This is a genomic window from Curtobacterium luteum (assembly GCF_014646995.1).
Classification (GTDB): domain Bacteria; phylum Actinomycetota; class Actinomycetes; order Actinomycetales; family Microbacteriaceae; genus Curtobacterium; species Curtobacterium luteum.
In genome coordinates this window covers 1-14280 of sequence record NZ_BMOI01000013.1, presented here as the reverse complement: position 1 = coordinate 14280, position 14280 = coordinate 1, and the positions used below count along the sequence as shown (strand labels likewise).

14 protein-coding genes are annotated in these 14280 nt (G+C 70.9%); 7 read left to right on the top strand and 7 right to left on the bottom strand.

Annotation, left to right across the window (positions count from 1 at the left end):
- Positions 1–156: 156 nt before the first annotated feature.
- The 4 genes from IEY20_RS13650 to IEY20_RS13635 all read right to left on the bottom strand — a co-directional run bounded on the left by IEY20_RS13650 (position 157) and on the right by IEY20_RS13635 (position 3941).
- Positions 157–681, bottom strand: a complete 525-nt coding sequence (locus tag IEY20_RS13650) for a hypothetical protein (RefSeq protein ID WP_175328922.1) — start codon at positions 679–681, stop codon at positions 157–159.
- A gap of 70 nt (positions 682–751) precedes the next feature.
- Entirely contained in the window at positions 752–1606 is an 855-nt protein-coding gene (locus IEY20_RS13645; protein ID WP_175328921.1) for a hypothetical protein, read from the bottom strand.
- Between the two features lie 142 nt (positions 1607–1748).
- Positions 1749–2381 (bottom strand): TetR/AcrR family transcriptional regulator, encoded by a 633-nt coding sequence (locus tag IEY20_RS13640; protein WP_175328920.1) that lies wholly within the window; start codon positions 2379–2381, stop codon positions 1749–1751.
- A 9-nt stretch (positions 2382–2390) separates the two neighbouring features.
- Complete coding sequence (locus IEY20_RS13635; protein WP_175328919.1) at positions 2391–3941, bottom strand: PucR family transcriptional regulator; 1551 nt, start codon at positions 3939–3941, stop codon at positions 2391–2393.
- Between the two features lie 92 nt (positions 3942–4033).
- Between IEY20_RS13635 and gabT the strand changes: the two genes are divergently transcribed.
- The 7 genes from gabT to IEY20_RS13600 all read left to right on the top strand — a co-directional run bounded on the left by gabT (position 4034) and on the right by IEY20_RS13600 (position 12546).
- Positions 4034–5398 carry a 4-aminobutyrate--2-oxoglutarate transaminase gene (gene gabT, locus IEY20_RS13630; RefSeq protein ID WP_031272985.1) on the top strand — a complete coding sequence of 455 codons (1365 nt, stop codon included), beginning with the start codon at positions 4034–4036 and terminating at the stop codon, positions 5396–5398.
- The gene (locus tag IEY20_RS13625; protein ID WP_175328918.1) at positions 5395–6936 is read left to right on the top strand and encodes an NAD-dependent succinate-semialdehyde dehydrogenase; all 1542 of its coding nucleotides are present in this window, start codon (positions 5395–5397) and stop codon (positions 6934–6936) included. Before gabT ends, IEY20_RS13625 begins: the two co-directional genes overlap by 4 nt.
- The gene (locus IEY20_RS13620) at positions 6933–8303 is read left to right on the top strand and encodes a flavin monoamine oxidase family protein (protein ID WP_022904116.1); all 1371 of its coding nucleotides are present in this window, start codon (positions 6933–6935) and stop codon (positions 8301–8303) included. Before IEY20_RS13625 ends, IEY20_RS13620 begins: the two co-directional genes overlap by 4 nt.
- Before the next feature lie 110 nt (positions 8304–8413).
- Complete coding sequence (locus IEY20_RS13615) at positions 8414–8569, top strand: hypothetical protein (protein ID WP_175328917.1); 156 nt, start codon at positions 8414–8416, stop codon at positions 8567–8569.
- A gap of 45 nt (positions 8570–8614) precedes the next feature.
- Positions 8615–9539, top strand: a protein-coding gene (locus tag IEY20_RS13610) for an IS5 family transposase (RefSeq protein WP_175328916.1) whose coding sequence is annotated in 2 segments (ribosomal slippage) — positions 8615–8965 and positions 8967–9539 — 924 coding nt in all. Because the reading frame shifts where the segments join, the coding sequence is not laid out codon by codon here.
- 61 nt (positions 9540–9600) lie between these two features.
- Entirely contained in the window at positions 9601–11724 is a 2124-nt protein-coding gene (locus IEY20_RS13605) for a YncE family protein (RefSeq protein WP_175328915.1), read from the top strand.
- A gap of 9 nt (positions 11725–11733) precedes the next feature.
- A complete protein-coding gene (locus IEY20_RS13600; RefSeq protein WP_175328914.1) occupies positions 11734–12546 on the top strand; it encodes a L,D-transpeptidase in 813 nt (270 codons plus the stop codon).
- A gap of 56 nt (positions 12547–12602) precedes the next feature.
- On the opposite strand, the gene IEY20_RS13595 is transcribed toward IEY20_RS13600, so the two are convergent.
- From IEY20_RS13595 to IEY20_RS13585, 3 genes are all read right to left on the bottom strand, one after another.
- Entirely contained in the window at positions 12603–13121 is a 519-nt protein-coding gene (locus tag IEY20_RS13595; RefSeq protein WP_175328913.1) for a helix-turn-helix transcriptional regulator, read from the bottom strand.
- On the bottom strand, positions 13118–13702 hold the full coding sequence (locus IEY20_RS13590) for a DUF8175 domain-containg protein (RefSeq protein ID WP_506256341.1): 585 nt from the start codon (positions 13700–13702) through the stop codon (positions 13118–13120). The genes IEY20_RS13595 and IEY20_RS13590 overlap by 4 nt, the downstream gene beginning before the upstream one ends.
- Positions 13703–13867: 165 nt before the next feature.
- Positions 13868–14173, bottom strand: coding sequence for a GntR family transcriptional regulator (locus IEY20_RS13585; protein WP_188889230.1), 306 nt, complete (start codon positions 14171–14173; stop codon positions 13868–13870).
- Positions 14174–14280: the final 107 nt, after the last annotated feature.

Sequence of the window (14280 nt, the reverse complement as noted above, 5' to 3'; positions counted from 1 at the left end):
CCGTCCGTTCTGTGGTCCCGTCACGCGCTGCGCCGCACTGCGCGGCTGCGGTGCTTCCGGCTCCGTGCGAGGTTGTGCGCACCGTGCGAGGGGAATGCCCTGCCACCGTGTGCGGAACCTCGCACCGTGCACGACGCCGTGCCCACTGCGATGGCGTCAGCCGATCCGATCGAGGTCCGGCTGCCACCCCCGGCGCGTGATCTGCGCCGACCAGAGCGCCCGGCCCGACCGGTCGGACGTCTCGGCGTCGAGCTCGATGCCGTCCACCCTCCGGTCGACGGTGATCGGGAGTCGCGCCGTCGCCCCGCACGGGACGTCCCGCTCCGCGAGGGCCTCCCCGGGGTGCAGGTCGTCGCCCTCACCGTCCTTCGTCGAAGTGAAGGCACGGACGCTGATCCGCACGGTCGCAGTGGATCGACAGACGGCGAGCACGTCGTACGATCCCGGCGACACCGAGGACAGCGCGGCTCCGGCGAAAGCGCGTCCGTCGTCGCCGACCGTGAGCCGGCCACCGGCACCGCCCTGGCCGTGCGCATCGCTCAGGGCGGACGACATGCGGTCGAGCCACGCCTGGCCGTAATGGTCCGGCGCCGGATCGTGCTGCGAGCAGCCCGTGAGCAGGAGTGCGGTGGCGACGACGGCCCCCACGAGAGCGATGCGGGCGGGGGCGCGTGTCAGCACGTCCCGAGCATGCCCGTCGTCGAACCCGTACCGCAACGCCCCGTCCGGGGCCGTCGCAGCTTCCGCGACCTCAGCCCAGCGGGTCGTCCTCGTGGACCTCGAAGGCCTCCAGCCGGGGGTCGCCGAGGATCGCCTCGACGAGGGCCCGTGATCCGGCGACCATCGTCGAGTCGAGGTCGATCTCCGTCGCCATCGCCCACGCACGGTCTCCGGGCCACAGCAGCTGTGGCGTGTGCCGCAGCGGGTGGCCGTCACCGACCGTCGCCCGATCGGTCCAGGTCGGGTCGGCGAGCTCCGAGGCGTTCGTCGCGAAGCAGATGAGGTCTCGCCCTGGCCACTGCAGGCGCGGCCCGGCGAGCGCGGCCACGAGGGCGTCCTGCTCGGCGCGGCGCCGGTCGGCGTCCGCCTGCATCGCGACACGCTCGGCGTGCGTCGGCCCCGGTTCGTCGTCGGACCGCTGCCAGCCGACGACCAGCATCCCACTGCCGTCGAGGTCGCCCCACCCGTCCCAGATCCCGGCGACGAGGTCGTCGGGCGTCGACGTGGCTGCCGCCAGGTGACCGATGAGGACCGCGAGCACGGACGGGTCGAGCCAGCCCTCCTGCGGGGGTTCAGCACGCCAGCCGTCCGGGAAGGGAAGGTCCGACTCGTCGTCCAGGCCCGTCAGTCGGTCCCAGCGCGTCCGCGCGTCGACGGTGCCGCCCGTGCGCGCCGCGACGTCGGCCCAGCGCCACGTCGCCGTCTCGAGCACGGGATGCTCGCCCCACCGATCGGTGGTGCTCCGGTCGTCGCGGTGCGCGGTCACCGGGTGGAGCACCCGCGCGCACGCGGTGAAGCCCGTGCCGACGACGCCCCCGATCGTCGACCACGCACCGGCCCGCCGGACGAGCCAGTCGCCGCGGCGGACGTCGGTGAGGAGTTCCACGCCGCGAGCGTAGCCGTCCGGTGCGGCTCCCCGCGCGCTGCGGCTCCCTACTCGGTGCGAGGTTGTGCGCACCGTGCGGGGCGAATGCCCTGCCACCGTGTGTGGAACCTCGCACCGAGTGCGCGGCGGGCACGAGCGCGGGTCAGGCGTCCGGGCCAGGTGCGTCGAGCGCGCGCGGGTCGAGGCCGACGGCGCGGGCGATCGTGTCGCGCACGAGGCCTTCACGCGTGGGGCGGTCGAGGTAGTCGACGAGGGCGTACCCGTTCGTGGCGTCGACGAGGGCGAACAGCAGCCGGCCGATCCCCGCCGGGTCCTCGGTCCGCATGACACCAGCGTCGACGCCGTCCGCGACGACCCCCGTTGCGAGGCGCTGCCAGTCGTCCATGACGTCCCGCGCGGCAGTGGCGAGGACCTCGTTCGTCCGACCCAGGCTCCACGCGTCGGCCCAGAGCACCGCCACGTCGTCGCGCGCCGGGTCCGCGATCGCGGCGAGCAGCACGGACAGCCGTGCGACCGGGTCGGCACGGCGCTCCACGAGCCGACGGACCTCCGCGACCTCGGCCTCGGCGATCGTGCGGAAGGTGTCACCGACCAGGACGTCCATCGACGGACGGTAGTGCGCGACGAGGGACGGTGCGACGCCGACGGCCGCGGCCACCCCCCGCAGCGTGACCCCGGCGAGCCCGTCCGCGCGTGCGACCGCCGCGGCCCCGGCGGTGATCTGCGCCTCGCGCTCGGCGGGCCCGAGGCGCCGGCGGGTGGGTGGGGTCGGCACGGGCACAGCCTAGAGGGCGGTCGCGCCCGGTCCGCCGTCGACGACGAAGGCGGCCCAGAGGTCGGCTCGGGTGGCGAAGGCGGAGAGGTCCCGCTCGAGCAGGCGTCCGGCGTGCTCGACCCGGGCGCGGGCGGTGTGCCGGTGCACGCCGAGGGCCTGGGCGGTGCGGTCGTACTCGCAGTTCTGCTCCAGCCAGGCGCGGACCGTCCGGGTGAGCTCGGTGCCGGCGGCCCGGTCGTGGTCGAGCAGCGGGGCGAGGAACGCACGGGCGACTGCCCCCGCGTCGACGTCGACGTGCGCGAGGTGGGCGAGCACCCCCTCACGGGCGAGGTCGCCGAACTCGGTGGTGCCGGGACGGCCCTCGCGTCGACGGTCGAGCGCCTGCACCGCCTCGGTCCGCGCCCGGCCGAAGTACCGGTACGACGCGCCGTCCGAGAGCCCGGCGTGCAGGTCGAAGCGGGCGACGAGCTCGTCGACGACCCCGGTGTCCTCGGCACCGACGCAGAGGAAGAGGGCGTCGTCCACGGCGAAGAAGAGCCGCCCGGGACGGTCCTGGACCCACAGTTCGAGCAGGTCCACGACGGTGTCGAGGTCGTGGTCGGGCACCTCGACCGCGGCGATCCGGACGGGCTCCTCGGGCAGCGGCCCCCACACCTCGCGCGAGGTCGAGTCGACGACGGCCGGGTCGCCGACCGAGAGCATCGTCAGGAGTCCGGTGCGGAGGAGTCCGCGGGCCCGGGCGAGCTCGCGGTTCTGCTGCAGTGCGAGTCCGGCGAGTGCGATGACGGCCGTGACGACCTCGCGGCCGGCCCGGTCGAGCGCGCCCCCGTTCGCGATCGCGAGGACGCCGCTGAGGTGACCGCCGCTGCCGAGGGTCTGCAGGGTGTACCCGGTGCGGTGCTCCGTCGTCACCGGCAGGCTCGCCCGCTGTCCTGCGCGCAGGAGCCGCAACGCCTCGGACCGGAGCACGTCGAGGTCGGCCTCGGGGACCGCGCCGTCGGGGTGCCCGCGGTCGAGGCGGCCGGAGAGGTCGAACAGCCCGACCCAGCCGTCGAGTTGTCGCGAGAGCTCGGCGATCGTCGCGCCCAGCCCGTCCGGACGCATCGCCGCGAGCGAGATCGCCCGCTGGGCCGAGAGCGCCCAGGCGTTCCGGGCGTTCGCCTCGCGGGACACGGCGTCCGCGTTCGCCTGCGCGACCGCGATGAACGACGTCTCGTAGGGCACCTCGAAGAGCGGCAGCCCGTGGGCGTCGCACGCGTCGACGAGGGAAGCCGGGGTGCCGGCACGGACGACCTCGGTCCCGAAGCCGAGTGCGACCACCCCGCGACGCCGGAGTCGTGCGACGTACGTCTCGGCGACGGTCGCGCTCACCTCGTCCTCGTCGAACTGGGTGCCGGTCGTGAGCAGTCCCTGGCCGTCGGCGAGGAACGGCGTCGGGTCCTCGAGGTCGGAGCTGTGCAGCCAGGACAGCGGGGCGTCGAGCGCGTCGGCGTCGTCCCGGGTCAGCAGCCGGAGGTGTAGGTCGGCGCGGTGGAGCAGGGAGCGCAGCGTCGCGGGCATGCACGGACTCTATCCGCTGTGGCGATCCGGAGCAGGGCTGCTGTACGTGAGGGACAGTGGGGGTCGGGGTGGTCGGCTCCTACGATCGCCGCATGACCTCCACCGTCGCCCCCTCGACCAGCGCCGCCACGGGTGGCCCCTCGCTGCCGCAGGAGCGGCGGCTCGTCACGGAGGTGCCGGGTCCGCGCTCCCGCGCGCTGCTGGAACGGAAGGCCGCCGCGGTCGCCGCCGGCGTCGGCATCGCCGTGCCGGTCGCGGTCGTCGCGGCCGGCGGCGGGGTCGTCGTCGACGCGGACGGCAACTCGCTCGTCGACCTCGGCTCCGGTATCGCCGTCACGAGCGTCGGCAACGCGCACCCCCGCGTGGTCGAGGCCGTGCAGCAGCAGGTCGCCGCCTTCACGCACACGTGCTTCACGATCGCCGCGTACGACGGGTACGTCGAGGTCGCCGAGGCCCTCAACCGCCTCACGCCGGGCGACCACGCGAAGAAGACCGCCCTGTTCAACTCCGGCGCCGAAGCCGTCGAGAACGCGGTCAAGATCGCCCGGAAGCACACCGGCAAGCAGGCCGTGGTCGTGTTCGACCACGCGTACCACGGCCGCACCAACCTCACGATGGCGCTCACGGCGAAGAACCAGCCGTACAAGAACGGCTTCGGGCCGTTCGCCCCCGAGGTCTACCGCGTGCCGATGTCGTACCCGTACCGCGACGGCGGGCTGTCCGGCGCCGAGGCCGCCAAGCGTGCGATCACCCAGATCGAGAAGCAGGTCGGCGCCGAGAACACCGCCGCCGTGCTCATCGAGCCGATCCAGGGCGAGGGCGGGTTCGTCGTCCCGGCGCCCGGGTTCCTGGCCGCGCTCTCGGCGTGGGCCACCGCGAACGACGTCGTCTTCATCGCCGACGAGGTCCAGACCGGCTTCGCCCGCACCGGCGCGATGTTCGCGAGCGAGCACGAGGGCATCGTCCCCGACCTCGTCACCACTGCGAAGGGCATGGCCGGCGGGATGCCGCTGTCCGCCGTGACCGGTCGCGCCGAGATCATGGACTCCGCGCACGTCGGCGGCCTCGGCGGCACGTACGGCGGCAACCCCGTCGCCTGTGCCGCAGCGCTCGCCGCCATCGACGCGTTCGAGCACGACGGCCTCGTCGAGCGGGCGGCCGCGATCGGCGACCTGCTGCTCGGACGCCTCCGCGCCGCGCAGGCCGAGGACCCGCGCATCGGCGACGTCCGCGGTCGCGGCGCCATGGTCGCGGTCGAGCTCGTCGACCCCGCGACCGGCGAACCCGATGCCGCACTCACCGGGCGTGTGGTCAAGTACGCGTACGAGCACGGCGTCATCGCCCTCACCGCGGGGACGTACGGCAACGTCCTCCGCTTCCTCCCCCCGCTCGCGATCGACGACGCCCTCCTCGGCGAAGGCCTGGACGTCGTCCTGGAAGGACTCGCCGCAGCATGACCGACACCCAGACCGACCACAGCGCGACCGACACGCAGCAGGCCACCCGCGCCGCCGCCGAACGCGCGCTCCTCGCGAAGGTCCCCACGGGCCTCCTGGTCGACGGCACCTGGCAGCCGGCGGCCGACGGCGCGACGTTCCCCGTCGTCGACCCCTCGACCGGCGAGACGCTCCTCGAGATCGCCGACGCAACCCCCGAGGACGGTGTCCGTGCCCTGGACGCCGCCGCAGCAGCCCAGCAGGCGTGGGCGACCACCCCGCCGCGGCAGCGTGCCGAGGTGCTCCGGAAGGCGTTCGACCTGCTCCAGGAGCGCCGGGCGGACTTCGCGCTCCTCATGACGCTCGAGATGGGCAAGCCCCTCGCCGAGGCGAACGGCGAGGTCACCTACGGCGGCGAGTTCCTCCGCTGGTTCTCCGAGGAGGCCGTCCGGATCGGCGGCTCCTACGGCACCAACCCCGAGGGATCCGGGCGGGCGATCGTGACGCACAAGCCCGTCGGGCCGACCTTCCTCATCACCCCGTGGAACTTCCCGCTCGCGATGGCCACGCGCAAGATCGCCCCGGCGCTCGCCGCCGGGTGCACCGCGGTCGTGAAGCCGGCCGAGCTCACCCCGCTCACGACCCTGCTGTTCGCGGACCTCCTGCTCGAGGCCGGGGTGCCCGCCGGGGTCGTGAACGTCGTCCCGACGAGCCACGCGGGAGCGCTCTCCGAACCGATCATCAGCGACCCCCGACTCCGGAAGCTGTCGTTCACGGGGTCGACCCCGGTTGGCCGGACGCTCCTCGCGCAGGCCGCGCAGAACGTCCTCCGGACCAGCATGGAGCTCGGCGGCAACGCCCCGTTCGTCGTGTTCGAGGACGCCGACCTCGACCTCGCGGTCGAGGGCGCCCTCGCGGCCAAGTTCCGCAACACCGGACAGGCCTGCACCGCGGCGAACCGGTTCATCGTGCAGGAGTCGGTCGCCGAGGAGTTCGCCCGGCGGCTCACCGAACGCGTCGAGGCGATGACCGTCGGCCGCGGGACCGAGGACGGCGTCGCGATCGGCCCGCTCATCGACCAGCGGGCGGTCGACAAGGCGCACCGGCTCGTCACCGACGCGCTCGACCGGGGTGCCACTCTCCGCACCGGCGGGCAGCCCGTCGACGGCCCCGGGACGTTCTACGCGCCCACGGTGATCACCGACGTGCAGCCCGGCAGCGACCTGCTCCGCGACGAGATCTTCGGACCGGTCCTCGCGATCCGCACGTTCGCGACCGAGGACGAGGCCGTCGCCGCCGCGAACGACACCGAGTACGGCCTCGTCGGGTACGCGTTCACCGAGGACCCCGCCCGCGGCCAGCGCCTCATGGAACGGCTCGAGACCGGCATGCTCGGACTGAACACCGGCATCGTGTCGAACGCGTCCGCGCCGTTCGGCGGCGTCAAGCAGTCCGGCCTCGGGCGCGAGGGCGGCGGCGAGGGCCTGCACGAGTACCTCGAGACCATGTACACGCTGACGCCCGACCCCTTCGGGCGCACGAAGGGAGCGCAGCGATGACCATCGAGAAGGACGTCGTCGTCATCGGGGCCGGCGTGACCGGACTGATCGCGGCGAACCGCCTGGTCGCCGAGGGCCACACCGTCGCCGTGCTCGAGGCCCGTGACCGGGTCGGCGGGCGCACCTGGACGAACGACATCGAGGGTGTCACGCTCGAGATCGGCGGCCAGTGGGTCTCCCCGGACCAGACCGCGCTGCTCGAGACCCTCGTCGAGCTCGGCCTCGAGACCTACGACCGGTACCGGGAGGGCTCGAGCGTCTACATCGACCAGCACGGCTCGCGCACGGAGTACACGGGCGACATCTTCCCGCTGCCCGAGGCGACCGCGACCGAGATCGAGCGGCTCGTCGCCGTCGTGGACGAGTACGTCGCGAAGGTCGATCCCGACCGTCCGTGGGAGACCCCGGACGCCGCGGCGCTCGACGAGCTCTCCTTCCGCGAGTGGCTCCGACGGCTGAGCGACGACCGGGTCGCGACCGAGAACGTCGAGCTGTTCATCGCCGGCGCCATGCTGACCAAGCCCGCCCACACGTTCTCGGCGCTGCAGGCGCTCCTCATGGCGGCGTCCGCCGGGAGCTTCTCGAACCTCGTCGACGCGGACTTCATCCTCGACAAGCGCGTCGTCGGTGGCATGCAGCAGGTCTCCGAGCGGCTCGCGGCGAAGCTCGGCGACGACGTCCACCTCAACGCTCCGGTCCGCACGCTGCGCTGGGACGACGAGGGCGTGGTCGCGATCGCCGACGGCGGGGTCGAGGTCCGTGCCCGGCAGGCACTCGTGGCCGTGCCGCCGCCCCTCTACTCGCGGATCTCCTACGAGCCGCCGCTGCCCCGGCGTCAGCACCAGCTCCACCAGCACCTGTCGATGGGCTTCGTGATCAAGGTCCACGCCGTGTACGACCGGCCGTTCTGGCGGGGTGCGGGACTCTCCGGCACCGCGTTCAGCCCGTACGAGCTCGTGCACGAGGCGTACGACAACTCGATGCACGGCTCCGAGCAGGGCACCCTCGTCGGGTTCGTCTCCGACCAGCACGCGGACGACGTCTTCGCGCTGTCGGCCGAGGACCGCAAGGCCCGCGTGCTCGACTCCCTCGCGCACTACTACGGCGACGAGGCCCGCCGCCCGGTCGTCTACTACGAGAGCGACTGGGGCACCGAGGAGTGGACCCGCGGCGCCTACGCCGCGAGCTTCGACCTCGGCGGACTCGTCCGGTACGGCGCCGACCAGCGCGCTGCGGTCGGGCCGCTGCGGTTCGCGTCGAGCGACCTCGCCGGGCACGGGTACCAGCACGTGGACGGGGCGGTGCGGATCGGTCGCGAGGTGGCCGCCGAGATCGTCGCGGACCTGCCGCAGCCGGCGGTGCGGTAGACGGGACCGGACGACCGCCTGGAGGCGCGGTGCCGGCCCGCACCGCGCCTCCAGGCCTCTTCCTGGTCGCCTGGGTGGGTGCGACGCTCGCTGCGCGTACCGTCCCGGCCATGAGCGACACCACGAGCAGCCAGCCGTCCGACGCGGAGCGCGAGTACACCGAGGACCTGCCGGACGGTTCGCCGTCGGGCAACGCCACCGAGGACCCGTCGCAGGACAGCGACCACGACTCGGGCGGCGAGCCCGAGGAGCCCGAGGCGGACTAGGGCGTGTCTCTCAAATAGTCGCGGCGGGTCTGGGATCGTCGTCGGGTGAGTCGTTTCGTGCTGCTGTCGGATGCCCAGTGGGCTGCCGTCGCCGATCTGCTGCCCGGCCCGACCGGCCGGAGAGGGCGACCGTTCGCGGACGCTCGGACGATGGTCGAGGGCATCGTGTACCGGTATCGAACCGGGATCGCGTGGCGGGACCTGCCGTCGGTGTTCGGGCCGTGGCAGACGGTGTGGAAGTGGCATCGCCGCCTCGCCGGCGATGGACTCTGGGACACGGTCCTCGACCGACTGTTGGCCGCCGCGGATGCGGCCGGGCAGGTCGACTGGTCTGTGTCGGTCGACTCGACGATCGCCCGTGCGCATCAGCACGCGACGAACATCGCCCGGACCACAGGGGGCTTCGTCGAATTACACGGATCCGGGCATCGAGCCGCCTGACCACGGCGTCGGCCGCTCACGCGGCGGCCTGTCCACGAAGGTGCATCAGTTCGTCGACGGCAACGGTCTTCCGTTGCTCACGATGATCACGCCCGGCCAGGCCGGGGACTCGCCCATGCTCCTGACACTGCTCGCCGACCTCCGCGTGCGCCGAAGCATCGGCCGCCCCCGGACCCGGCCGGACCGGGTCCGGGGCGACAAGGCGTACTCCTCCCGCGCGATCCGGCAGCACTTGCGCTCGCGTGGCATCGAGTCCGTGATCCCGGAACCCCGCGACCAGCAGGGCCACCGGCTCCGGCGTGGCTCCCGTGGCGGACGCCCCGGAACCTACGACCCGGTCGACTACAAGAACCGCAACGTCATCGAACGCGGCTTCTGCCGGTTGAAGCAGTGGCGGGGCCTGGCAACGCACTACGACAAGCTCGCGATCGTCTACCGCGCCGCGGTCGTCCTCAACGCGGTCATCGCCTGGCTACGCCATTTAGGAGACACGCACAGAGGTGCTCTTGGTGTAGCTGGTCCGTTTTGATCCGTTATGATCCAAAGAGTCTGTTTGTTGGCGTTTCGGCGCTCACCCCTGAGGAGTTCTGTTGCGGAGAGGTTTCGCGGCGATTGCCGCGCTCGTTGCTGCCGGCCTGGTACTGATCGCCGCGACGCCGGCGCACGCGGACCCGAGAACGATCGACCTGGGCAGTGGCCGGAAGCCGATCTCTGCAGCCGTCAGCCCGGACGGGTCGACCCTGTACGTCGGCGATGACAACTACCGGGCGTTGCTAGCGCTTGCAACATCCACCGAGCAGACGATGTTCACCCGAAACCTTGGCTACGACTCACCGGAGTCCATGGCAGTGAGCCCGGACAGTTCGACGATCTACACGCTCCAGCCGCGGATCAGCGAGCTCGTCGCGTACTCGAACACGGGCGCCTACGGCTGGGGAGTGTCCGTCGCCGGTTCGAAGATGGCGCTGAACCCGGCGGGGACCGAAGCGTACGTGACCAGCAGCGGACTCAACCGACTGAGCGTGATCTCGACCACCTCCAAGTCGGTGACTCAAACCATCACCGTTCCCGGTGGTCCTGTCGACGCGGCGGTCAGCCCGAACGGATCGATCGTCTACACGGCGAACCCGGGCAACAACACGGTTTCCCTGATCTCGGCAGGCACAGTCCTGCAGAGCGTTCCGGTTGGCAGCGACCCGGAAGCGCTCGCGGTCGCCCCGAACGGCGACGTGTATGTCGCCAACACCGGTGACGGCACCGTATCCGTCATCGAAGCTGGAACCTCGCGCGTGCGCACCACGGTCACGGTGGGGACGCAGCCCACGGCCATTGCCTACAACGCAGCCAACGGTGACATGTACGTCGTCAACCGGGGTGACAACACGGTCTCGCTGCTGTCCACGCAGACGAACACCGTGACGCTCACCGAGCGTGTCGGGTCCGTGCCGGTTGCGGTTGCGATCAACCCGGTCACGGGTGCGGCGTACGTCGCCAACAGCGGCGCCGGGAACATCACCGTGCTGCCGCTGCCGAAGCCGCCGGTGTTCGAAGAGGAGACGCCGCCGGGCTCGGCGACGGTCGGTACCGCGTACTCGTACACCTTCACTGCCGACGGGGAACCGTCGCCCACGTTCTCGGTTGATGGCGATCTGCCGGCAGGATTGACATTGACCCCCGCCGGCGTGCTCTCTGGCACGCCAACCAGCGCCGGGAAGTCAACCTTCGTTGTGCGCGCATCGAATGGTGTCGGCCAGGACGCGACGACCGACCCGATCACGATGCGCGTGGAACCGAAGCCGGAAGCGCCCGCGTTCACCGCGGACAACCCGCCGAAGTCCGCAACCATCGGTACGCCGTACTCGTTCACGTTCACCGCAACCGGTTCCCCGTCTCCGACGTTCTCGGTCAGCAAGGGGCAGCTTCCGGATGGGCTGACGTTGTCGTCCGACGGTGTGCTCTCTGGTACACCCACCAGCGCTGACACCTTCACGTTCACCGTTGCCGCTTCCAACGGTGTTGGCACGGATGCTGCTACCGACCCGATCACCATCACCGTCACCCAAGCGCCCGTTGCGCCGGCGTTCACTGCTGACACGCCGCCGGCTGCCACGACGGTCGGCGCGACGTACTCGTACACGTTCGCGGCGAGCGGTTCGCCGTCGCCGACGTTCTCGGTCAGCAAGGGACAGCTGCCCGCGGGCCTGTCCCTGACGGCAGGAGGGGTGCTCGCTGGCACGCCCACCGCTACCGGGACGTCGACGTTCACCGTGGCCGCGTCCAACGGGGTCGGCTCGGACGCCACCACTGAAGTCACCATCACGGTGTCGAAGCAGCTGGTGCAGCCGACGTTCATGGCGGTGTCTCCGCCCTCGGCCGCGACGGTGGGGAAGCGGTACTCCTACCAGTTCACCGCCGCAGGAAACCCCGCTCCGACGTTCACTGTGACCTCCGGTCGACTTCCCGCCGGCTTGACGCTGACTCCGCAGGGTCTCCTGTCCGGCACACCCACCAGCACCGGCACATGGACGTTCACCGTCACCGCGTCCAACGGCATCGGTACGGGTGCGTCCACCGGTTCGATCACCATCGTCACCGCGGCAGCTGCACCATCGACCACCAGCAACGGATCTGATCACGAGCCGACCTCCACGAGCTCGGGGGCAGCGGCGCCGGTGGCCACGCCAGTCACCGCTCGAGCAACGTTCACTGGCTGAGTTCCCGACATGATCCGGCGTCTCGTGCGGCGGCCACGACGACACGTCCTGCTCGCCGCGGCAGCCGCCGCCATCGTGATCAGCATCTGCACCACGATCATCGCGCTCGCCCATGCCGCAGCACACCCAGATGCCAACCTCGACTCAGGCGCACGCGCATCGGCAACACCGCACGCCAGCTCGCCCCCGCTAGGGACACCGTCGGCGACTGGTACGGCAGCGATTGATGCCCCTACGGCGACCACGGTCGCGGCAGTGACTGGGAGCAGCGTCGCGATCAGCACACGAGCCGGCGCTGCTCCTACTCGGACGCTGCAGAACCCGCAGCCCTCGGGAGCACCGTTGGTGTTCCGCGTGGTGCAGCGGTCCGGCCAGTGGCTGGAGGTCCTGCTGCCGGTTCGCCCGAATGGCAGCACGGGATGGATCCGCTCGAGCTCGGTGTCGCTGTCGACTGACCCCTACGCCGTCGTGGTGACCGTCGCAACGCACACGCTCGACCTCTACAACCACGGCAGGCTCATCGACACCTACCGCGTCGCGACCGGCACCGGAGGAACCCCGACCCCTCGAGGACGATTCGCGTTAACTGAGCTGTTGCAGCCATCCAACAGCGGCTACGGTCCCTACGCCTATGGGACGACCGCGTTCTCGGACGTGCTCAACTCATTCGGTGGGGGACCCGGTCAGATCGGCCTGCACGGCACCGATGACACATCGAGCATCGGCCGAGATGGCTCCCACGGCTGCGTTCGCATGCGGAACGCCGACATCACTGCACTCGCGCGGCTGCTGCCGCTGGGAACCCCCTTCCAAGTCCGCTAGGCACGCAGCTGGGGCAGACGGAGAAACCTCCTGATCGCAGCGCATGCCTAGCGTTCTCAGGGCTCGATGCGCTCCATCGCCAGCACATCGAACGTACGACGCTTCCGCGTGGAGGCAGAGCGCGACGGCCGTTGCCGCACCCGCCGCGCGGTCTTCGAGGGAGACTCCCCGAACTCGGCGGCGTACCGCACGGAAAACCTCCCGAGGTGCAGCAGCTGCGCCGCGCGGGCGATGTCACCAACGGTGCGGCGCTCGGCGGAATCGAGCAGCATCTGCCGGGCATACAACATCCGGATCTGCCGGAGGACGTTCATCGGACTCTCCGACGTCGCCGCTCGAACGAGCTCCTGCAAGCGCCGTGGGCTGATCCCGGCAGCGGCCGCGACGTCGGTGATCGTGAGTACCTGATGGTAGGCGCTGTCCATGAACTCGAGCGCCCGGACGACTTCGTCCCGCATAGCGGAGAGGTCATACCCGAGCTCCCGCAAGACCCTCCTCTGATTTTTTGAGACAGAAGCGTTCGCGCCGTCGGCCAGCTGCCTCCTAGGACTGGTGTCGTGATCGCCGTCAGTCACCCGTTCGCTCCCCATGGCGTGTTGTCGGCCGCCGCCATGGCGGGTACCGCGGCGATCGGATTGTGGCCGCTTGCATCGACTTTGATCTTCCAGTCGCCGTGCTGCCACACAAGGTTGGTCCCAGCGGCTCCCAGCGCGCCCGTCGCGGTCGTGACGAGCAGATACACCGTGGCGTTGGTTCCGTCATAGGACTGCATCACGAACCCGGCCGGGCTCAGCGGGCTGCATGGAGCGTCGTTGCGTCGAGCGGCGGCCGTGGCAGCGGCTTTGCCGGGACCATCTGCGAGCGTCTGCGGCAGGGCGCGAGCTGCGAGGTTCGGGTCCGCGCAGTATTGGGTCGCGTTGTATGCCGCGTAGAGGGCGCCTTCCGGTGTGCGTGAGTAGCACGACCAGTAGCCGGCGCCGTTGTGAAACGCGCCCGCGGTCACGCTGGATGCGATCGTGGCTGGCCCTTGCGCGCTCCAATCCGTCGACGGCGACATCACCAGGTCATTGCTACGGGTGTATGGCAGCATGCGGCCGCAAGCGCTTTCCGTCGTCGCTGCAGTGACTCCAGCGGACGATCTGGTTGGCCTGGTCACTGCGCGCGGTGCGGGACTGCTCTCGCTCGCGATAGTGAGCGCTACGCCAGCTACCGACGTGACAGCGACGAGGAAAATCAGCGCGGCCGAGAATCGCACTTCAGGTCACCGCCCCGCGGATCTGTCGGCTGGCGTTCGTGTGGGCAGACTCTTGCCGGCACATGGTCACCATTGGGTGGGCGGGGCGGTGTCCTCAAGGACAAGACCGCCAGCGTGCCACCCAAAACGCGAAGGCCCGTCCGACACGTGCCCTCTTGGGACGAAGAAGTCGCAGTACCGAAGCGGCTGGGCGACGGCGTAGTGGCGGTGCGGTGACCGCAGGAGAACACCAGTATCGGAGAGGACGTGGTACGCCATCACGATCGTGTTGATGCTGACGCCAAGTGCCGCCGAGGCATCCCGCAGCGAAGGCAGCTCTTCACCAACCTCGAGTGAACGAGCTGTGATCGCGCCGGTGATCTGCTCGGCCACTTTCTGCCACTGTTTCACGGCCCATCGCGGAGGCACGCTCGCAGTACATGCAGAGGCGAACCTCGTCGTTGACATCTTCATAGCTGGGGGACGTTGAGGAGGGGGGG

Excerpts from the sequence above, each read along its gene's own strand:
- gabT (WP_031272985.1), top strand. The coding sequence starts at position 4,034 with ATGACCTCCACCGTCGCCCCCTCGACCAGCGCCGCCACGGGTGGCCCC.
- IEY20_RS13620 (WP_022904116.1), top strand. The coding sequence starts at position 6,933 with ATGACCATCGAGAAGGACGTCGTCGTCATCGGGGCCGGCGTGACCGGA.
- IEY20_RS13615 (WP_175328917.1), top strand. The coding sequence starts at position 8,414 with ATGAGCGACACCACGAGCAGCCAGCCGTCCGACGCGGAGCGCGAGTAC.
- IEY20_RS13600 (WP_175328914.1), top strand. The coding sequence starts at position 11,734 with ATGATCCGGCGTCTCGTGCGGCGGCCACGACGACACGTCCTGCTCGCC.
- IEY20_RS13635 (WP_175328919.1), bottom strand. The coding sequence starts at position 3,941 with ATGCCCGCGACGCTGCGCTCCCTGCTCCACCGCGCCGACCTACACCTC.
- IEY20_RS13625 (WP_175328918.1), top strand. The coding sequence starts at position 5,395 with ATGACCGACACCCAGACCGACCACAGCGCGACCGACACGCAGCAGGCC.